At 66.9% G+C, this 19,602-nt stretch carries 16 protein-coding genes; 10 read left to right on the plus strand and 6 right to left on the minus strand.

The window, feature by feature from the left end; translation table 11 throughout:
* Positions 1-63: 63 nt before the first annotated feature.
* Positions 64-4,095, plus strand: a complete 4,032-nt coding sequence (purL, locus tag CDN36_RS00660; protein ID WP_287495731.1) for a phosphoribosylformylglycinamidine synthase — start codon at positions 64-66, stop codon at positions 4,093-4,095.
* Between the two features lie 242 nt (positions 4,096-4,337).
* Here the strand turns inward: purL and CDN36_RS00665 are convergent, their stop codons facing one another.
* The 6 genes from CDN36_RS00665 to CDN36_RS00690 form a co-directional block, all read right to left on the minus strand.
* Complete coding sequence (locus CDN36_RS00665) at positions 4,338-5,132, minus strand: peptidylprolyl isomerase (protein WP_287495732.1); 795 nt, start codon at positions 5,130-5,132, stop codon at positions 4,338-4,340.
* 62 nt (positions 5,133-5,194) lie between these two features.
* Complete coding sequence (locus CDN36_RS00670; protein ID WP_150554271.1) at positions 5,195-5,458, minus strand: BolA family protein; 264 nt, start codon at positions 5,456-5,458, stop codon at positions 5,195-5,197.
* A 17-nt stretch (positions 5,459-5,475) separates the two neighbouring features.
* The gene (locus CDN36_RS00675) at positions 5,476-6,009 is read right to left on the minus strand and encodes a septation protein A (RefSeq protein WP_150554272.1); all 534 of its coding nucleotides are present in this window, start codon (positions 6,007-6,009) and stop codon (positions 5,476-5,478) included.
* Between the two features lie 185 nt (positions 6,010-6,194).
* Positions 6,195-6,620, minus strand: coding sequence for a YgiW/YdeI family stress tolerance OB fold protein (locus CDN36_RS00680; protein ID WP_174966261.1), 426 nt, complete (start codon positions 6,618-6,620; stop codon positions 6,195-6,197).
* 213 nt (positions 6,621-6,833) lie between these two features.
* Entirely contained in the window at positions 6,834-7,256 is a 423-nt protein-coding gene (msrB, locus tag CDN36_RS00685) for a peptide-methionine (R)-S-oxide reductase MsrB (RefSeq protein WP_150554274.1), read from the minus strand.
* Between the two features lie 124 nt (positions 7,257-7,380).
* Positions 7,381-8,898, minus strand: a complete 1,518-nt coding sequence (locus CDN36_RS00690; RefSeq protein WP_287495733.1) for a protein adenylyltransferase SelO — start codon at positions 8,896-8,898, stop codon at positions 7,381-7,383.
* Positions 8,899-9,251: 353 nt separating this feature from the next.
* Here CDN36_RS00690 and CDN36_RS00695 point away from each other — a divergent pair, with 353 nt between their 5' ends.
* The 9 genes from CDN36_RS00695 to CDN36_RS00735 all read left to right on the plus strand — a co-directional run bounded on the left by CDN36_RS00695 (position 9,252) and on the right by CDN36_RS00735 (position 19,559).
* Positions 9,252-10,880: a 3-(methylthio)propionyl-CoA ligase gene (locus CDN36_RS00695; RefSeq protein ID WP_287495734.1), complete on the plus strand. Its 1,629-nt coding sequence runs from the start codon at positions 9,252-9,254 to the stop codon at positions 10,878-10,880.
* Positions 10,881-11,150: 270 nt separating this feature from the next.
* Positions 11,151-12,140 carry a branched-chain amino acid ABC transporter permease gene (locus CDN36_RS00700; protein ID WP_287495735.1) on the plus strand — a complete coding sequence of 330 codons (990 nt, stop codon included), beginning with the start codon at positions 11,151-11,153 and terminating at the stop codon, positions 12,138-12,140.
* The gene (locus CDN36_RS00705) at positions 12,140-13,492 is read left to right on the plus strand and encodes a branched-chain amino acid ABC transporter permease (protein ID WP_287495736.1); all 1,353 of its coding nucleotides are present in this window, start codon (positions 12,140-12,142) and stop codon (positions 13,490-13,492) included. The genes CDN36_RS00700 and CDN36_RS00705 overlap by 1 nt, the downstream gene beginning before the upstream one ends.
* 86 nt (positions 13,493-13,578) lie before the next feature.
* Positions 13,579-14,310, plus strand: a complete 732-nt coding sequence (locus CDN36_RS00710) for an ABC transporter ATP-binding protein (protein WP_241013853.1) — start codon at positions 13,579-13,581, stop codon at positions 14,308-14,310.
* Positions 14,303-15,037: an ABC transporter ATP-binding protein gene (locus CDN36_RS00715; protein ID WP_287495737.1), complete on the plus strand. Its 735-nt coding sequence runs from the start codon at positions 14,303-14,305 to the stop codon at positions 15,035-15,037. Before CDN36_RS00710 ends, CDN36_RS00715 begins: the two co-directional genes overlap by 8 nt.
* A 100-nt stretch (positions 15,038-15,137) precedes the next feature.
* A complete protein-coding gene (locus CDN36_RS00720) occupies positions 15,138-17,234 on the plus strand; it encodes a 3-hydroxyacyl-CoA dehydrogenase NAD-binding domain-containing protein (RefSeq protein WP_287495738.1) in 2,097 nt (698 codons plus the stop codon).
* A 93-nt stretch (positions 17,235-17,327) separates the two neighbouring features.
* Entirely contained in the window at positions 17,328-17,933 is a 606-nt protein-coding gene (gene pncA, locus CDN36_RS00725; RefSeq protein ID WP_287495739.1) for a bifunctional nicotinamidase/pyrazinamidase, read from the plus strand.
* Positions 17,934-18,096: 163 nt separating this feature from the next.
* Complete coding sequence (locus CDN36_RS00730; protein ID WP_150554281.1) at positions 18,097-18,537, plus strand: PaaI family thioesterase; 441 nt, start codon at positions 18,097-18,099, stop codon at positions 18,535-18,537.
* A gap of 26 nt (positions 18,538-18,563) precedes the next feature.
* Positions 18,564-19,559 carry an NADP-dependent oxidoreductase gene (locus CDN36_RS00735; protein WP_150554282.1) on the plus strand — a complete coding sequence of 332 codons (996 nt, stop codon included), beginning with the start codon at positions 18,564-18,566 and terminating at the stop codon, positions 19,557-19,559.
* The last annotated feature ends 43 nt before the right edge of the window (positions 19,560-19,602 follow it).

Consider the following 19,602-nt stretch of genomic DNA (forward strand, 5'->3'; position numbering starts at 1 on the left):
AGCAGGGTATAATCCCGGTTTGTCGTTCCCCCGCGTTTTGAACGCCTCGCCTTCCGTCCTTCCATGACTCACATTGCCTGCTTCGCCGGCGCCTTGGCGCTTTCCGAATTCCGCCAGCAACGTCTTCTGCAGACCCTGCAAGCCATCGACAGTTCGATCGTGCGTATCGACGCCCGCTACGTACACCTCGTGGCCAGCGCCGAACCGCTGTCGAGCGAAGACGAGGCGCGCGTGGCCGGGCTGCTCACCTACGGTGAGCCGGTGCGTGAGGAGCCGGTGGGCGATCAGTTGCTGGTGATTCCGCGCCTGGGCACGATTTCGCCGTGGGCGAGCAAGGCGACCGACATCGCGCACAATTGCGGCATCGCCCACGTGCGTCGTATCGAGCGCGCCGTCGAATACACCATCGGTGTGAAGTCCGGCCTGCTCGGTGGCAAGAAGTCGCTCGCGGCCGACGTGCTGGCCCGCGTGGCCGACGTGCTGCATGACCGCATGACCGAGACGGTCGTCGCCACGCGCCGTGACGCCGAGGCGCTCTTCGTCGAGCTGCCCGCCAAGCCGCTGCAGACGGTCGACGTGATCGGCGCCGGTCGCGGCGCGCTCGAAGCGGCCAACCGCGATCTGGGCCTGGCGCTCGCCGACGACGAAATCGATTACCTGGTCGACGCGTTCACGGCGCTCGAGCGCAATCCGACCGACGTGGAGCTGATGATGTTCGCGCAGGCGAACAGCGAACATTGCCGCCACAAGATCTTCAACGCACAGTGGACCATCGACGGCCAGCCGCAGGACAAGTCGCTGTTCCAGATGATCAAGAACACGCATCAGTTGCATCCGCAGGGCACGATCGTGGCCTATTCGGACAACGCTTCGGTGATGGAAGGCGCCGAAGTGGAGCGCTGGTATCCGCGCGGCGCCGACGGCAAGTACGACCGCAGCGTGGAGCTCACGCATACGCTGATGAAGGTCGAGACGCACAATCATCCGACGGCGATTTCGCCGTTCCCGGGCGCGTCGACGGGCGCGGGCGGCGAAATTCGCGATGAAGGCGCCACGGGCCGCGGCTCCACGCCGAAGTCCGGTCTGACCGGTTTCACGGTGTCGAACCTGGCGCTGCCCGACGCGCGTGAAGCCTGGGAGAACGATCTCGACGTGACGGTGCCGCCGTCGCTGCGCAAGCCCGACGACAAGGGCGCGGACTACGGCCGCCCGGACCGCATCGCCTCGCCGCTGCAGATCATGATCGACGGCCCGCTCGGCGGCGCCGCGTTCAACAACGAATTCGGCCGCCCGAACCTGGGCGGTTACTTCCGCGCTTACGAGCAGAACGTCGGCGGCCGTGTTCGCGGCTACCACAAGCCCATCATGATCGCGGGCGGCATGGGCAACATCGCGGCGCAGCACACTCACAAGCACGACCTGCCGGCCGGCACGCTGCTGATCCAGATCGGCGGCCCGGGCATGCGCATTGGCATGGGCGGCGGCGCCGCGAGCTCGATGGCGACCGGCACGAACACCGCCGAACTCGACTTCGATTCGGTGCAGCGCGGCAACCCGGAAATCGAGCGTCGCGCGCAGGAAGTCATCAACTGGTGCTGGCGCCAGGGCGAGGCCAACCCGATCCTGTCGATTCACGACGTGGGCGCGGGCGGTTTGTCGAACGCATTCCCGGAGTTGGTCGACGGTGCCGACAAGGGAGCCCGTTTCGATCTGCGTCAGGTGCAGCTCGAAGAGTCGGGCATGTCGCCGGCCGAAATCTGGAGCAACGAAGCGCAGGAGCGCTACGTGCTGGCTATCGCGCCGGACGACTTTCCGGCGTTCCAGGCCGTGTGCCAGCGTGAGCGCTGCCCGGTCGCGGTGGTCGGCGTGGCGACGCAGGAGCGGCAGCTCAAGCTCGTCGACCCGATGCACCCCGAGTCGCCGGACCCTGTCGACATGCCGATGGACGTGCTGCTCGGCAAGCCTCCGCGCATGCATCGCGACGTCAAGCGTGTCAAGGCGGCGCTGCCGCCGGTGGACGTGACGGGGCTCTCGCTCGACGAAGTGGCACGTGCCGTGCTGCGCCATCCGACGGTGGCGAGCAAGTCGTTTCTCATCACCATTGGCGACCGCACCGTAGGCGGCCTGACCGCGCGCGACCAGATGGTCGGTCCGTGGCAGGTGCCGGTGGCCGACTGCGCCATTTCGCTGATGGATTACGCGGGCTATCGCGGCGAAGCAATGACGATGGGCGAGCGCACGCCGCTGGCCGTCATCGACGCGCCGGCCTCGGGCCGCATGGCGGTTGGCGAAGCCATCACCAACATTGCGGCCGCCCCGATCGCGTCGCTCGACCGGATCAAGCTGTCGGCCAACTGGATGGCCGCATGCGGCACGGAAGGTGAGGACGCCGCGCTGTTCGACACGGTCAAGGCCGTCGGCATGGAGCTTTGTCCGGCGCTGGGCCTGTCGATTCCGGTCGGCAAGGATTCCCTGTCGATGCGCACCAAGTGGGAAGACGCCGGCCGCGCCAAGGACGTGGTCGCGCCGGTCTCGCTGATCGTCTCGGCGTTTGCCCCCGTCGAAGACGTGCGCGGCCATCTCACGCCGCAACTGCGCCCGGTCGCCGAGGTTGGCGAGACGGTGCTGATCGCGATCGATCTCGGCCGCAACAAGAACCGTCTGGGCGGCAGTATCCTCGCGCAGGTCACGCAGCAGATCGGCGACGTGGCGCCCGACCTCGACGATCCGGCGGACCTCCGGCGCTTCTTCGACGCCATCCAGGCGCTCAACCGCGCAGGCAAGCTGCTCGCCTATCACGATCGTTCGGACGGCGGCCTGTTCGCCACGGTGGCCGAGATGGCGTTTGCCGGCCATGTGGGCGTGTCGCTCAACGTCGACATGCTCACCCTCGACGAGGGTTTCGAGTCGGACTACGGCGACGCCAAGGACTGGGCGAAGCAGACGATCGGCCGCCGCGAGGACAAGACGCTGCGAGCGCTCTTCGCCGAGGAACTGGGCGGCGTGATCCAGGTGCGCGCCGCCGAGCGCGACGCGGTACTGCAAACGCTGCGCGAAGCCGGTCTGTCGGCCTGCACGAACGTGATCGGCAAGCCCAATACGAACGACGTCATTGAAATCTATCGCGACGCCAGGAAAATCTTCGGCGCGCCGCGCGCCGAGCTGCAGCGCGTGTGGTCCGAAGTGAGCTGGCGCATCGCACGCCTGCGCGACAACCCGGCTGCGGCTGACGCGGAATACGAAGCGCTCAACGATACGAGCGATCCGGGCCTGTCGCCGAAGCTCACGTTCGACCCCAACGAGGACATCGCCGCACCGTTCATTGCGACGGGCGTGCGCCCGAAGATCGCGATCCTGCGCGAGCAGGGCGTGAACTCGCATCTGGAGATGGCGTATGTGCTGGACAAGGCCGGCTTCGACACCTACGACGTGCACATGAGCGACCTGCTCGCGGGCCGCCACTCGCTCGAAGCGTTCAAGGGCTTCGTCGCCTGCGGCGGTTTCTCTTACGGGGACACGCTCGGCGCCGGTGAAGGCTGGGCGAAGACGATTCTGTTCAATCCGGCGCTGGCCGAGCAGTTCGCCGGCTTCTTCAATCGTGCGGACACGTTTGCGCTGGGGGTCTGCAACGGTTGCCAGATGATGAGCAACCTGTCGAATCTGATTCCGGGCGCGGCGGCGTGGCCCAAGTTCACGTACAACCAGTCGAAGTACGAGGCGCGTCTCACGCAGGTGGAGGTGCTCGATTCGCCGTCGCTGTTCTTCAAGGACATGGCCGGCTCGCAACTGCCGATCGTCGTCGCGCACGGCGAAGGCTTCGCCAACTTCGGTCTGCAGGGCAACATCGATCAGGCGATCGCCGCGATGCGCTTCGTCGATCACCGCGGTCAGCCGACCGAGCAGTATCCGTTCAACCCGAACGGCTCGCCGCGCGGCCTCACGTCGGTGACGACTGCCGACGGTCGCTTCACGGTCATGATGCCGCACCCGGAGCGCGTGTTCCGCACGGTGCAGATGAGCTGGGCGCCGGCGCAGTGGGGCGAAGACAGCCCGTGGATGCGCATGTTCCGCAACGCGCGCCGCTGGGTGGCCTGACGTTGCGGCGGCGCATTGCCGGTGGCGCGGCGCCGTAACACCATAACGTCATCGGGCCACGGCGCCATCGCACCGTATCGCCGTATTGCCGTATTGCCGTATTGCCGTATTGCCGTATCGACCGCCTGTCCCGCGATGGGGCAGGCGTTTTTTGTTCACCGCCGGCCCTGCTGCCGTGAAGGAATAAAAAAACCCGCCGTGCGAACGGCGGGTTTTCCGCAACGGGCGTCGCGCGTCTACGCTTATTGAATCTTGGCCTTCTTCTCGAGGCCGTCGATGAAGCCTTGCAGCTTCTCTTCCTGCATCTGCTGCATGAGTTGCGGCTTGACGTCGGACAGCGGCGGAATCTGCGCGTCGCGCGTGTCGTCGAGCTCGATCACGTGATAGCCGAACTGCGTCTTGACCGGCGTCTGCGAGTACTGACCCTTTTGCAGCTTCTGCAGCGCGTCGGCGAACTCGGGCACGTAGGCATTGGCAGGCGACCAGTCGAGATCGCCGCCGTTCTGTGCCGAACCGGGGTCCTTCGAGTATTGCTTCGCGAGGTCGGCGAACTTCGCCCCGCCCTTGAGCTTGGCGATGATTTCCTTGGCCGTGTCTTCGCTCGGCACCAGGATGTGGCGCGCGTGATATTCCTTGTCGCCGAACTGCTTCTTTAGCTGGTCGTAGCGTGCCTGCACCTCGGTGTCGGTGATCGGCGAGCGCTTCTGGAAGTCGGCGATCAGCGCGCGAATGAGCACGCCTTGCTCGGCCAGCTTGAGTTGCGCCTTGACGTCGGCCTGTTTGGCCAGACCGTTGCTCACGGCCGCTTGCGCGAGAATTTCGCGCTTGACCAGCTCTTCGCGCACTTGCTGTTGCAGTTGCGCAGAGTTCGGCTGACCCTGGCGCACCATTTCGCGCACCATGGCGTCGGCGCGCGACACGGGCACCGGCGTACCGTTTACGACGGCAACGTTCTGGGCAAAAGCGGGGAGGGTAACGGCGGTCAGCGACACGGCGGCGCCGAGCGCCAGCGCCGTGCGGGCGAGTTTCAATGCCATGCTGTTTTTCCTAACGAATGACGAAGGCAAGATTAATCGACGGGGGACGCGTTTCACGCGGATCACGCTTCGCCCGGGGCGAGCGCGACGATGGCGAGGGCGTGGATGCCGTTCTGCATCAAATCGGCTAGCGCATCATACACCAGCCGGTGGCGCGCCACGCGGTTGCGTCCGGTAAATGCCGCGGAGACGATCCGCAGGTTGTAATGCCCGCCGGAAGCGGCGCCGGCATGGCCGGCGTGGCGGGCGCTGTCGTTCTCCAGCGAGAACTCGAGCGGGGCGAGCGCAGCGGTGAGCCGCGCCTGGATCTGCTCTTCGATGCTCATGGCCGTGGCTCCCCGGATTACTCGTCCTGCTTGATGTACTTCGCAAGCCACAGGCTTTGCACGACGATGAACACCACCATCAGCCCCATGCCGCCGAAAAGCTTGAAGTCGACCCAGGTGTCGGTCGAGAAGTGGTAGGCAATCACGAGGTTGAGCGCGCCCATTGCGAGGAAGAACAGCGCCCAGCTGAAGTTCACGGCGCGCCAGAGATTCTCGGGCAGAGCCATCTGCTTTTCCATCATCGCGCGAATGAGGTTCTTGTCGAAGACCAGTTCCGCCACGAACAGCGTCACGCCGAACAGCCAGTACAGCGCCGTCGGCTTCCACTTGATGAAGGTCTCGTCGTGCAGCAGCATGGTCGCGCCGCCGAACACCACGATGATGGCGAGGCTCACCCATTGCATGGGTTCGACCTTGCGGTGGCGCAGCCACATCCAGATGACCTGCACGATCGTGGTGGCGATCGCGATGCCGGTAGCCACATAGATGCCGGCGAACTTGAAGGCGACGAAAAAGAGGATGACCGGTAGCAGGTCGAAAAGAAATTTCATGAAGTCTCGGCTAGGGCGCTTCAGGCTTGCTGCGTCGGCCGCATGCGGCCGGCCGCGGCGAGCCCTGATCGAGCGCGCTCGGACGCGCGTCGGCGCGATTGACGGAAAGCCGCATTATATTTCAAAGCCCCGCGTTCGCCGAAATGGGCGGCGCCGCAGAGACACGGTGCCGCGGATTCGGACGATTACCTGACGATCTCGATGCGCTTCACCTCGATGTCGTTGGGACGGAAACGGTGGCGGTCGACTTCGCCGGTGATCCGAACGCGCGTCCTGTCATTGATGACCTGGCCTGGCGGCAGATACTTGTCGTCGAGGTCGATCTCGATGGTCTTGCCGGCATCGTCGCGGAACGTGTAGTGCTCGTGCCGGAGCTTGTTGACGATGAATCCCTCGATCACCGCGGTGGCGTCGTCCGGTGCGGCGAGCGCCTGCTCGACCGTCACGGCATGAGGCATGGCGGCCGGCACGGCGATTGTGCCGCCCGCGGCGGCGGGCTGTGCCGACGGCCCCGTGTACTGGGCTTGCGCCTGGCCGACGAGAGCGCCGCTGCCGGCGATCAGCAGCGCGGCGGCGGCGAACGAACGAAGAGGGTCGGATTTCCCGGGCATGGATCGGCTCCTGTTTTGCGTTGAACACATACGCAGCTTAACAGCCGGAACTGCCGATTCTTGCAAGAATGCCCTGGCATTCGCGACATTTCACTGATCTGGCACAAGAAATGAGCGGATTCCAGGGCGGGGGGGCGAGGTGTGGCCGCCGAGTGACCACCAAGTGGCCGTCAGGTGGCCGCATTGGTCACGATTGGGGTGGGCGGGCCTGGTTCAGGCGTCCCCTGGCTTGTCGGACGCGCCGTCCCTGTCCTCGAAGTTGAGCGACGCCGAGTTGATGCAGTAACGCAGGCCGGTGGGTTGCGGACCGTCTTCGAACACGTGGCCCAGATGAGCGTCGCAGTTGTGGCAGCGCACTTCCACGCGCACCATGCCGTGGCTGTAGTCCATCACCTCGTCGATGCTCGCCTTGTCGATCGGTTTCGAATAGCTCGGCCAGCCACAACCCGCGTCGAACTTCTCGGTGGACTCGAACAGCGGCGCGCCGCAGCACACGCAGCGATACGTGCCGTCCTTCCAGTGGTCCCAGTATCGGCCGGTGAAGGCGCGTTCGGTGGCGGCGTGGCGGGTGACCTGGTACTCGACGTCGTCGAGTTGGGCGCGCCAGTCGGCATCGGATTTTTCCACTTTGCTCATGAGAGTCTCCTGATGGGCGCCGGCATGTGGGTGGCCGACGCGCGTCGAATGTCTTTCGGACCTGTCGCAGATGGGGGCGCGGCGCCGTTTTTGCAATGCCCGGCCGGTCTTCCGCGCCGGCCGCTCAGGACGAGCAGCTCACTTCGAGCTGTCCGGCCCAGTCGGGCGGCAGATCGGCGTAGCGCTCGAATTCCGGCTGCTCGTCGTAAGGGCGCGAGAGCACGCGAAGGAGCGTGTCGACTTCGGAGAAATCTTTCTCGCGGGCCTGCCGGATGGCGATCTCGGCCAGATGGTTGCGCAGCACGTATTTCGGATTGACCAGGCGCATGGCCACCGCGCGCTTCGCGTCGGTGCTGCCTTCGTGCCGCAGGCGCGCCCGATAGTTCGCCGCCCATGCATCGAAGCCCTCGCGGTCGATGAACATGTCGCGAATGGGCGCATCCGCTGCGGGGTTCTCGAGCTCCAGCGCTGCCAGCGTCCGAAACAGGCGCGTGAAGTCGACCCGCCCCTCGTGCATCAACCGGAACAGGCCGTTGATGAGCGTCTCGTCGTCGGCGTGCGACTCGCGCAAGCCGAGCTTGGCGCGCATGCGCAGGTCGATCTCTTCGGCAAAGCGCGTCTTGAAGAGCGGCAACACCGACTGCGCCTTCTCGATGGCGGCCTCGCCCTCGCCGAAGAGCGGCAGCAGCGCCTGCGCGAGACAGAACAGGTTCCAGTACGCCACGTTCGGCTGTGCCTGGTACGCATAGCGTCCCTGCGTATCCGAGTGGTTGCAGACGTGATGCGCGTTGAATCCGTCGAGGAAGCCGAACGGGCCGTAGTCGATCGTAAGACCCAGGATCGACATGTTGTCCGTGTTCATGACGCCGTGGCAGAAGCCCACGGCCTGCCAATGCGCCACCAGCTCGGCCGTCGCATCGCATACTTCGCCGAGCAGCGCCAGGTATGGGTTTGCCTGGTCGCGGCAGTGCGGATAGTGGTGATCGATGGTGAAGTCGGCAAGCTGGCGCAACGCGTCGTGCCGATCGTTGGCCCAGAAATGCTCGAAATGCCCGAAGCGGATGAAGCTCGGCGACAGGCGCGTGACGACGGCGGCCGTCTCGATCGTCTCGCGGCGTACCGGCGCGTCGGAGCCGATCACGCACAGTGCGCGCGTGGTCGGCACGCCGAGATGGAACATCGCCTCGGAGCCCAGAAATTCGCGGATCGACGAGCGCAGCACGGCGCGTCCGTCGCCCATGCGCGAATAGGGCGTGAGCCCGCTGCCCTTGAGCTGGATCTCCCAGCGCCCGCCCGGGCCGTCGGCCTCGCCGAGCAGCAGCGCGCGGCCGTCGCCAAGCTGGCCGGCCCATACGCCGAACTGATGGCCCGAATAGACGCTCGCGAGCGGATCGCCGCCCGGCAGCGGGGTGTTGCCCGCAAACGTCGCGACGAACCGGGGGGCGCGCGCGGCGTCGGGGGACCACCCGAGCAGACGCGCGGCGTCGGCAGAGAACCCGACCAGATAGGGGTCGGGCAGCGGCTGCGGGGAGAGTCGCGTGTAGAACTCGGCGCCGAGCCCGGCAAACCGGTTCGCGAGCGGCAGCGGTCCGAAGGGCTTGAGCGAAGGGGACACAGCGTCGGGGCGGTCAGATGCCGGCATTGGGGACGTTCCTGAGGGTGAACAAACATTCTACTTGAGGTGTCCGTAGTGCGCTGCCGGCTCGCCTATGATGACAGCGCATCTCGCCGCGGGCGCTTCGCTCGCGCGACTGTTGCGCCGCACAAGCGATGGGCGTTGACCCGGCGCCCGCCCGCGTCAAGAATGATCCGCAGGCCGCATGGACGCCGCCGAAGGTGCCCCGCCCGCGCGAGACCCGGGTCCGATGCACGCGTGAGTCCATGTTGGCCGACGCCATCCATTTTCGATAGTCGTTCTCGATAGCCTGTCTCGATAGCCGTTTTCGACGTATCCCCGTAGTTCCGGTATTCCCGACTTTTCTGGAGATTCGACGCATGGCAACACCGCTCCTCGGTCAGATGATGGCCGCGCCGCTATTGATTTCCTCGCTGATCACGCACGCTGCCCGTCACCATGGCGACACGGAAATCGTGTCGCGCCGCGTCGAGGGCGACATCCACCGCTACACATGGCGCGACGCGGAATTGCGCGCCCGCCGGCTCGCGCAGGCGTTGCGCCGGCTGGGCGTGGGCGACGGCGAGCGGGTGGGCACGCTGGCGTGGAACGGGTATCGCCATCTCGAGCTGTATTACGCCGTGTCCGGCATGGGCAGCGTGGTGCACACGATCAACCCGCGGCTGTTTCCCGAGCAGATCGCGTACATCGTCAACCACGCGGAAGACAGGTTCGTCGCGTTCGACATCAACTTTCTGCCGCTTGTCGAGACGATCGCGCCGCAGTGCCCGACGGTGCAGGGCTGGATTGCGATGACCGACCGGGCGCATCTGCCGGATTCGACGCTGCGCCTGCTGTGCTATGACGACCTGCTCGCCGCGGAAGACGGCGAGTTCGCCTGGCCGTCGCTCGACGAGAACACGGCCTCGGGCCTGTGCTACACCTCGGGCACGACAGGCAACCCCAAGGGCGTGCTCTACAGCCATCGCTCGACGGTGCTGCACGCGTTTGGCGCGTCGTTGCCCGACGCCATGGCGATGTCCGCGCGCGACGCCGTGCTGCCGGTCGTGCCGATGTTTCACGTCAATGCGTGGGGGCTGCCGTATTCGAGCGCGCTGGTCGGCGCCAAGCTTGTTTTCCCCGGCAAGGATCTTGACGGGAAGTCGCTCTACGAATTGTTCGAAGCGGAAGGCGTGACGTTTTCCGCCGGCGTGCCGACGGTGTGGCTCGGCTTGCTGGCGCATGTCAAGTCGATCGGGGCTCGCTTTTCCACGCTCGAGCGCACCGTGATCGGCGGCTCGGCGTGCCCGCCCGCCATGCTGCAGACCTTCGAGAAGGACTACGGCGTGCGCGTCATCCATGCCTGGGGCATGAGCGAGATGTCGCCGCTCGGCACGCTGTGCCATCTGCGCAAGCATCATCGCGATCTGCCGCCCGAGGCGCAGCAGCGCATCCTGGAGAAGCAGGGCACTGCCATCTATGGCGTCGATCTGAAGATCGTCGGGCCCGACGCCGAGGAACTGCCGTGGGACGGCAAGGCATTCGGGGATCTGTATGCCCGCGGACCGTGGGTGATCGACCGCTATTTCCGCACGGCGGCGTCGCCGCTGGTGGACGGCTGGTTCCCCACGGGCGACGTGGCCACGATCGACCCGGAGGGTTACGTGCAGATCACCGACCGCAGCAAGGACGTGATCAAGTCCGGCGGCGAGTGGATCAGCTCGATCGACGTCGAGAACATCGCCATGGCGCATCCCGAGATTCACGAAGCGGCCTGCATAGCCATCCGGCATCCGAAGTGGGAAGAGCGGCCGTTGCTTGTCGTCGTGCGCAAACCCGGTTCGTCGCTCACGCGCGAAGCGGTGCTCGCGTTCTACGAGGGGCGAGTGGTGAAGTGGTGGATCCCCGACGACGTGGTTTTCGTCGAGGAGATTCCGCACACTGCAACGGGCAAGATGCTCAAGCTCAAGCTGCGCGAACGGTTCCGCGATTATCAGGTGCCGTCCTGAATGCGGCGCATGGTGGGCGCTGGGGTGGCGGGGGGACGGTGGGGCGGCTGACCGATCGGGCGCTCGGAATCGTCCGACGCGACGAGCGCGTCGGTCCGAAATTCAGCAACGGCGCGGTTTCGCGGGTCGTTCCGGTCGAGTTCGCAATCGAGTTCGCGGTTGATTTCGCGGTCGATTCCGATCGCACGCGCCCCTTATAATGTCACGCTGGATTTCCCCGGACGCGGCGGTTCGCGCCGCGTCTTTCCCTGGCTTTCCGAAGGAGACGCAGTGCATCTGCTGAGTGCCACCGCCGGCCTCGTGTTGGTGAACGGCGTGAGCTACGGCTTGCTGCTGTTCATGCTCTCGAGCGGTTTGACGCTGATCTTCAGTATGCTCGGCGTGCTCAATTTCGCGCATGCCAGCTTCTACATGCTCGGGGCGTACTTCGCCTATGCGCTGTCGGGGGCGATCGGCTTCTGGGCGGCGCTCGCGGTGGCGCCGCTCGTCGTCGGTGCGCTCGGTGCGGTGTTCGAGCGCGGCGTATTGCGGCGTCTGCGCTCGCGCGGCGCGCTCGCCGAGCTGCTGGCCACGTTCGGGCTGGCGTATGTGGTGGTGGAACTCGTCCAGCTTGCCTGGGGACGCGGGCCGGTGGAATACGGCGTGCCGGGCGCGTTCGAGGGCGTGCTCGTCCCTGTGGCCGGCATTGCGGTGCCGGCTTACCGGTTGTTTCTGATGGGGCTTGCGTGTGCGATCGCGCTGCTGGTCTGGGCAGCGTTTCGCATGACGCGTGCCGGACTCATCGTGCAGGCCGCCCTGTCGCAGCCGGCCATGACGCAGGCGCTCGGATATGACGTCCCGGCGCTCTACACGGGCGTGTTCGCCTGCGGGGCGGCGCTCGCGGCACTGGCCGGTGCTGCCGGCGGCAATGTGCTGGTGACCGAGCCCGGCATGGCGGCGACCGTGGGCAGCGTGGTTTTCGTGGTCGTCGTCGTAGGCGGGCTCGGTTCGCTCGGCGGCGCGTTCGTGGCGTCGCTGCTCATCGGCGTGTTGCAGACGTGGGCGGTCACGAGCGATGCGAGCCTCGCGTCGTGGTGGGGCGGTGCGATCGGCGGCGGACCGGACACCGGGGGCGAAGGCCGCTGGGCCGCCGTGACAGACCTGATGGCGCCGCTTGCGCAGTTGACGGTGGCGCAGCTTGCGCCGGCGGTGCCGTACCTGCTGATGGTGGCGGTGCTGCTGTGGCGTCCGCGCGGCCTCTTCGGCGTGCGGGAGGGCTGATGCGTCGGGCCGCCTCCGTTCGTCTGGCATTCGGGCCGTGGCGTGCGCGCGCGAGCCTGTGGCTCGCGTTTGCGGCGCTGCTCGGGGTCGCGCCATTGTGTTTTCCGTCCAACGCCGCGCTCACGGTGATGACGCAGATGGGCACGGCCGCCATTCTCGCGCTTTCGTTCAATCTGTTGCTCGGATCCACGGGGCTGCTGAGCTTTTGCCATGCCACGTATGCGGGCGTTGGCGCTTATGCGGGCGTGTGGTGCATGAACGGGATCGGCCTGCACGCGTGGCCCGTGTCGATGGCTGTCGTGCCGCTCGCGGGCGGCCTGGCGGCCGGGCTCGCGGGCGCGACGCTCGGCTACGTGACGACGCGTCGCGCCGGCATGACGTTCGCCATGATCACGCTCGGCGTTGCCGAACTGGTGTGGGTGGTGGCCGCGATGGTGCCGGCATGGTTCGGCGGCGAGCGCGGCATTCCGACCGACCGCACACTCGGCGCGCCCTGGCTCGGTGTGACGTTCGCAACGCAACGCGAGGTGTACGGCCTCGTGGCGATGTGGCTCTTCTTCTGTACGGCGGCGATGTATGGCGTGACGCGAACGCCGTTGGGATTTCTGGCGCGCGCCGTGCGCGACAACGCGGGGCGGGTGGCGTTTCTCGGTCAGTCGCCCGCTGCCGTGCGTTACCGCATGCAAATCATCGCGGCGGCGTTTGCCGGCGTGGCAGGCGCGCTCGGTGCGCTCAACTTCGAACTGGTCAGCGCAGACGCGTTCAGTCTGGAGCGTTCCGGAACCGTGCTGGTGTTCACCGTCCTGGGCGGCACGGCCTATTTTGCGGGACCGATGCTGGGCGCAGTCCTCGGCGTATTCGTGACGGTGGTGCTCGCCACGATCACGCGGGCGTGGCAGTTGTACCTGGGGCTGGCCTTTCTCGCGGTGGTGATGTTCGCGCCGGGCGGGGTCGCCGGACTCGTCGCGCTACACGTTCGTGCGTGGCGTGCGGGTCTGGTGCGTGCGTTGTGGCTGCCGTATTCGGTGCTCGGTATGGGGCTCTTGCTCTTCGCGGCCGGTCTGACGGCCATCGTTGAAATGACTTATGCGTCGCGTCTGGCGGATAGCGCCGGGCCCTGGACGGCAGGCAGTGCGCACGGCCTGCCGGGTCTGGCCATGTGGGCTTGCGCGGCGGCCGCAGCGGCCGTGGGCTTGGCCGTGCTCGTGCGAGGGTGGCGGCGCCTGCGCATGGCGGCAACGCGCGCGGGGATGGCCGGGATGGCAGCAAACGCGGGAATGGTGGGCATGGCGGGAATGGCGGAGATGGCGGAGATGGCGGAGATGAGGGAGATGACGGAGATGACGCGGTGAGGCGGCGTGATGCCGGCGCCGCGCCGTTGCCCGGGCAAGCCCTCAGCGTGCGCGGCGTGCGCAAGTCATTCGGACGAACCCGGGTGTTGAACGGCGTCGATCTCGCGCTCGCGCCGGGCGAGCGTCTGGCGATCATCGGGCCGAACGGCGCAGGCAAGAGCACGTTGTTCGACGTCATCACGGGCAGGACGCGCGCCGACGGCGGACGCGTATTGATGGGCGGGCGCGACATCACCCGGTGCGCCCCCCACCGGATCAGCCGCCTCGGACTGTCGCGCAGCTTTCAGACGTCGCAATTGTTCGGCCAGATGAGCGTCATCGATCATCTGCGTTGCGCCGCGTTGTGGCCCGACGGGCATCGGTACACGTTCTGGCGCCGCATGCGCGGTCTCGCGGACGTCACGCGCCGCAGCGAGGGGTGGCTCGCGCGCCTCGGGCTTGAGGACCGGCGCGACGTGCCGGCAGGGGCCCTCAGCTATGCGGAGCAGCGCGTGCTCGAGGTCGGCCTGTGCGCGGCATCGGCAGGCAGCGTGATGCTGCTCGACGAGCCGACGGCCGGCATGAGCCAGTCGGAGTCGGCGCGCATGGTCGCGCTGATCGCGGCGCTCAGTCGCGGCCGCTCGCTGTTGATGATCGAACACGACATGAAAGTGGTGTTCTCGCTGGCGGACCGCATCGCGGTGCTTGCGCGGGGAACGGTCATTGCGTGTGACTCGCCGGCCCGGATTCGCGAGCATCCGGACGTGCGCATGGCCTATCTCGGTGAGTACGCGGATGCGCTGGACGACGCCGGTGCGCGCGAGGCGCGCAATGCTTGAGCTGATCGACGTTCGCGCGGGTTACGGCGGCAGCCGCGTGCTTCACGGCGTGACGATGCGCGTGGCGCCGGGCGAGATCGTGGCGCTGCTCGGCCGCAACGGCGCGGGGCGCTCCACGCTGGCACGCGCCATCATGGGGCAACTGCCGCGCCAGGGCGAAATTCGCTGGCACGGTCGGTCGCTGAGCGCGCTCGCCCCACACGAGATTGCGCGCCTGGGTATCGCCTACGTGCCCGAGACGCGCGACGTTTTCGGCCCGCTGACCGTCGCACAGAATCTGCTGCTCGGGCAGCGCGGCGCAAGGGTGCCGGCGACATCGTTGCCCACGGCGCCCGCGCCGGGCGTCGGCGACACGCTCACGCTCTCGCAGGCGTTCGAGCGTTTCGAGGAGCTTGCGCCGCGTCGGGATACGCCGGCCGGTGCGCTGTCCGGCGGCGAGCAGCAATTGCTCTCGCTGTGCCGGGCCATGATGGCCGGCCCGGGGCTGCTGATCGTCGATGAACCGACCGAAGGGCTGGCGCCGCGCGTCGTCGCGCGCATTGGCCGCATCCTGACAGATTTGCGCGCCACGGGCGTGGCAATCCTGCTCATCGAACAGAAGCTCACGCTTGCGCTTGGCTGTGCGCAACGGGTCGCCGTCATGGGGCGCGGCACATTGGTGTTCGAAGGCGCGCCGCAAGCGCTGGCGGCGGCCGAGGGCATTCGCCGCGAATGGCTCGAGGTGTAGGGCTGCGCTAGAATCGAACGATCGTCCTGCCGCGTTCTGTACGTTCTGCACGTTCGCGGCTCCCGCAACGACGCAAACAAGTATCAGGATAGAGACAACGATGAGCACGGCATACGAGGTTCGGGACGGCGTGGCCGTCATTACGCTGGAAAATCCGCCGGTCAACGGGCTGGGACACGCCACGCGCGCCGGCATTGCCGAAGGCCTGACGCGGGCGCAGGCCGACCCGCAGGTGCGCGCCATCGTCTTGATCGGCGGCGGCAAGGCATTTTCCGGTGGCGCCGACATCCGTGAATTCAACACACCGAAGGCCACGCAGAGTCCGCTGCTGGTTGACGTCATCGCGGCGCTCGATGCCTGCAAGAAGCCGGTCGTCGCCGCGGTGCATGCCGTCGCCATGGGCGGCGGGCTCGAACTCGCGCTCGCGTGCCACTACCGCGTGGCACTCCCGGGCGCGCAGATCGCGTTGCCCGAAGTGAAGCTGGGGCTCCTGCCCGGCGCGGGCGGCACGCAGCGTCTGCCGCGCGCCGTCGGCGTTGCCCGTGCGCTCGACATGGTCGTCACCGGCCGTGTCGTGAAGTCCGAAGCGCTCGCCGGCACGTTGTTTGCGAAGATGTTCGAAGGCAGCCATGACGATTTGCGCGAGGGCGCGATCGCGTTTGCCAACGACATGGCGGCGCGGGGCGGCGCACTCCCGCGTTTGCGCGACGCGGCCATCGAGGATGCCGACGGCTCGGCGAAGGCCGCCATCGAGGCGGCACGCGAAAAGGTGCAGCGCGAGCAGCCGCATTTCCCGGCCCCGCATAAGTGCGTGGCGGCCGTGGAGGCGGCGCTGCAGCGTCCGTTCGACGAAGGTGTGAAGTTCGAGCGAGAGTGTTTCGTGGCGCTGGTCAGCTCGCCGGAGTCGAAGGCGCTGCGGCATGCGTTCCTCGGCGAGCGCGCGGCCGCCAAGATCGCCGACGTGCCCGACGATACGCCGGTGCGCACTATCGAGCGCGTTGCGGTGATCGGCGCAGGGACCATGGGCGGCGGCATCGCCATGACGTTCGCGAATGCGGGGCTGCCGGTGACGCTGGTCGACACGACCGAGGCGGCGCTCTCGCGCGGCGTCGAGGCGATGCGCGGCAACTACGGGCGTGCCGTCACGCGCGGCAAGCTGAGCGCCGAGGAAGCGGACAAGCGTCTGGCGCGTATTCGGGGCAGTACGGATTTCGCCTCGGTGGCCGACGCCGATCTGATCGTCGAAGCGGTGTTCGAGGACATGGCCGTCAAGCAGGTGGTGTTCCGCGAGCTCGACAAGGTGGCGAAGGCAGGGGCCATTCTGGCGTCGAATACTTCCACGCTCGACCTCGATGCACTGGCGCAGACCACGTCGCGCCCGCAGGACGTGATCGGCATGCACTTCTTCAGCCCGGCCAACGTCATGCGCTTGCTCGAGGTCGTGCGCGGGGCGAATACGGGCAAGGACGTGCTCGCCACGGTCATGAAACTGGCCAAGCGCATTGGCAAGCTCGCCGTGGTGGCGCGCGTGTGCGACGGATTCATCGGCAACCGCATGCTCGAGCCGTATTTCAAGCAATCGCAGTGGATGGTCGAGCAGGGCGCCACGCCCGCGCAGGTCGACGCCGCCATCGAGCGCTTCGGCTTCGCGATGGGGCCGTTTCGCACGAGCGATCTGACGGGCAACGACGTGAGCTGGGCGATTCGCAAGCGCCGTCATGCCGAGCATCCCGGCATTGCGTACCCGAAGATCGCCGACGTGCTGTGCGAGGCGGGCCGTTACGGGCAAAAGACGCACGCCGGATGGTACGACTATGCGCAGGGAGATCGCACGCCGCGCGAGTCGGCCAAGGTGGCGCAGATGGTCGAGGACTATCGCCGCGAGCATGGTATTACGGCCCGCACGTTTTCGGACGAGGAAATCGTGGATCGGCTCGTGTACGCGCTGGTCAACGAGGGCGCCAAGGTGCTCGCCGACGGCACGGCGGCGCGCGCATCCGACATCGACATGGTCTATCTGAATGGCTATGGGTTCCCGCTGTGGCGCGGCGGCCCCATGCTCTACGCCGACATGGTCGGGCTGGACAGGGTGCTCGCGCGGGTGCGCGAGTTCGAGAAGGCCGAACACGGCGAGGACTGGGCGCCCGCGGCGCGCCTGGTCGAACTGGCCGACGCCGGCAAGCGGTTCAATGGGTGACGGTCGGACGACCGTAATGAAGTCGCAACGAGGCCGTAACGATGACGAGCGGCGACGCCGATGAAGGCATGAGGACGACGTGAGGACAATGGGATGAAACCGATGGACGAGGTGCTGCTCGTGATCGACGTGCAAAACGACTTCATGCCCGGCGGCGCGTTGGCGGTGCCGCGCGGTGACGAAGTGGTGCCGGCGATCAACGCGCTCGCCAGTACGTTTGCGCACGTCGTGCTCACGCAGGACTGGCATCCTTCGGATCACGTCTCCTTCGCCGAAAACCACGCGGGACGCCAGGCGTTCGAGACGATTCGGCTGCCATACGGCGAGCAGGTGCTCTGGCCCGCGCACTGCGTACAAGGCACACACGGCGCGGCGCTGCATGCGGCACTGCACGCACCGCATGCCCAGGCGGTCGTGCGCAAGGGCTATCAGGCCCACGTCGATAGTTACTCCGCGTTCGTGGAGGCGGACCGCAAGACGCCCACGGGGCTCACCGGTTACCTACGCGACAAGGGCGTGAGGCGCGTGCATTGCGTGGGGCTGGCGACCGATTTCTGCGTCGCCTGGAGCGCGCTCGACGCGAAGGCGGCGGGCTTCGACGTTTGCGTAATCGAACACGCGTGCCGGGCCATCGACCTCGATGGCTCGCTCGCGGCGGCATGGGCGTCGCTCGCAGCAGCAGGCGTGGCGCGCGAGTGACGGCGCATCGGCGCAAGAGCCGCATGCGGTGTGCGCCGACGGGCGGCAAAGCCCGTGGGTCCAATGACAATTCGGTACGCCCCCGCTAGGGGCGTGTGCCTTTGACAAACGGCGGGATGATGAAAACGTTTTACCAGGCAGGGCACTACGGCCGGGGCGCGCAATGACGGCGCTCTCGATCCGGTCGGGCTTCATCGATCACCTCGGCATCGAACTGCTGCGCGCCGAGGGCGGCGAGTCGGAGTTGCGGCTTGCACTCGCACCGCAGCATCTCAATAGCTGGGAAGTGATGCACGGCGGCGTGACGATGGCGTTGCTCGACGTGGCGCTGAGCACCGCCTGTCGGAGTACGGCGCCGCAGGGCACGGGCGTTGTCACGATCGAGATGAAGACGAGCTTCATGCAGCCGGGCGCGGGAGAGATGCGCGCGTTCGGGCGCCTGCTGCATCGGTCCACGACAATGGCCTATTGTGAAGGCGAGGTGCGCGATGCCGAGGGCAAGCTGGTGGCCAAGGCGATGGGCACTTTCAAGTATTTGCGTCGTCTCGCGGTGGGGCGCGACATTCGTCAGCAGCGTCGTCCCGACGATCCGCGCGGCGACTGATCCGAAGCTCCCAACGGAGGAATGCCATGACGATCAACCGCCAGATTCTTCTGGTCTCACGCCCCAAGGGCGAACCCACGCTCGAGAACTTCCATCTGGCGGCGCCCGAATTGCCCGAGTTGGGCGAAGGTCAGGTGCTCGTGCGCAATTTCTATCTGTCGCTCGATCCCTACATGCGCGGTCGCATGAACGACACGAAGTCTTACGCGCCGCCTCAGCCGCTCGACACGGTAATGATCGGCGCGACCGCCGGCGAGGTGATCGAGTCGCGGCATCCGGACTGGCAGCCGGGCGACGCCGTCACGGCCATGTTCGGCTGGCAGGAGTACGGCATTTCGGACGGCTCGAATCTGCGGCGAATCGACGTGGCGCGCGTGCCAATGAGCGCCTATCTGGGCGCCGCGGGCATGCCGGGCGTCACGGCGTGGTACGGCCTGAAGCGCATCATCGCACCGAAGGCGGGCGAGACGGTGGCGGTCAGCGCGGCCTCGGGCGCCGTCGGCAGCGTGGTCGGGCAACTGGCCAAGCGCGCGGGATGCCGGGTTGTCGGCATCGCGGGCGGCGAGCACAAGTGCGCGTATGTCGTCGAGACGCTGGGCTTCGACGCGTGCATCGACTACAAGGCGGGTCATCTCGACGAGGCGCTGCGCGACGCGGCGCCCGACGGCATCGACGGATATTTCGAGAATGTGGGCGGTGCGGTGCTCGACGCCGTCCTCATGCACCTGAACGCTCACTCGCGCATCGCGCTGTGCGGCATGATCGCCGGCTACAACGGCGATCCGATTGCGCTGAAGCACCCGGCGCTGCTCCTGACGAACCGCGTGCGCCTCGAGGGTTTCATCGTCACCGAGCATATGGATGTCTGGCCGCAGGCGCTGACGGAGTTGGCCGACGCGATCGCCGCGGGTGAGCTGCGATACCGCGAGACGATGGCGCAGGGCATCGAGAACGCGCCGGCGGCGTTCCTTGGCCTGCTCAGAGGCGAGAATTTCGGCAAGCAGATCGTCAGGTTGGTGTGACGGGCCACGCTCGCGTACCTGCGGCGCGCCAGGGCGCGGCGGC

The sequence above is a fragment of the Pandoraea sp. CB10b_02 genome (assembly GCF_002216225.1).
Lineage (GTDB): Bacteria > Pseudomonadota > Gammaproteobacteria > Burkholderiales > Burkholderiaceae > Pandoraea > Pandoraea nosoerga.

What these genes read in the sequence shown, in the direction of transcription:
- purL (WP_287495731.1), top strand. Translation starts at nt 64, where the DNA reads ATGACTCACATTGCCTGCTTCGCCGGCGCCTTGGCGCTTTCCGAATTC.
- CDN36_RS00665 (WP_287495732.1), bottom strand. Translation starts at nt 5,132, where the DNA reads ATGGCATTGAAACTCGCCCGCACGGCGCTGGCGCTCGGCGCCGCCGTG.
- CDN36_RS00670 (WP_150554271.1), bottom strand. Translation starts at nt 5,458, where the DNA reads ATGAGCATCGAAGAGCAGATCCAGGCGCGGCTCACCGCTGCGCTCGCC.
- CDN36_RS00675 (WP_150554272.1), bottom strand. Translation starts at nt 6,009, where the DNA reads ATGAAATTTCTTTTCGACCTGCTACCGGTCATCCTCTTTTTCGTCGCC.
- CDN36_RS00680 (WP_174966261.1), bottom strand. Translation starts at nt 6,620, where the DNA reads ATGCCCGGGAAATCCGACCCTCTTCGTTCGTTCGCCGCCGCCGCGCTG.
- msrB (WP_150554274.1), bottom strand. Translation starts at nt 7,256, where the DNA reads ATGAGCAAAGTGGAAAAATCCGATGCCGACTGGCGCGCCCAACTCGAC.
- CDN36_RS00690 (WP_287495733.1), bottom strand. Translation starts at nt 8,898, where the DNA reads ATGCCGGCATCTGACCGCCCCGACGCTGTGTCCCCTTCGCTCAAGCCC.
- CDN36_RS00695 (WP_287495734.1), top strand. Translation starts at nt 9,252, where the DNA reads ATGGCAACACCGCTCCTCGGTCAGATGATGGCCGCGCCGCTATTGATT.
- CDN36_RS00705 (WP_287495736.1), top strand. Translation starts at nt 12,140, where the DNA reads ATGCGTCGGGCCGCCTCCGTTCGTCTGGCATTCGGGCCGTGGCGTGCG.
- CDN36_RS00715 (WP_287495737.1), top strand. Translation starts at nt 14,303, where the DNA reads ATGCTTGAGCTGATCGACGTTCGCGCGGGTTACGGCGGCAGCCGCGTG.
- CDN36_RS00720 (WP_287495738.1), top strand. Translation starts at nt 15,138, where the DNA reads ATGAGCACGGCATACGAGGTTCGGGACGGCGTGGCCGTCATTACGCTG.
- pncA (WP_287495739.1), top strand. Translation starts at nt 17,328, where the DNA reads ATGAAACCGATGGACGAGGTGCTGCTCGTGATCGACGTGCAAAACGAC.
- CDN36_RS00730 (WP_150554281.1), top strand. Translation starts at nt 18,097, where the DNA reads ATGACGGCGCTCTCGATCCGGTCGGGCTTCATCGATCACCTCGGCATC.
- CDN36_RS00735 (WP_150554282.1), top strand. Translation starts at nt 18,564, where the DNA reads ATGACGATCAACCGCCAGATTCTTCTGGTCTCACGCCCCAAGGGCGAA.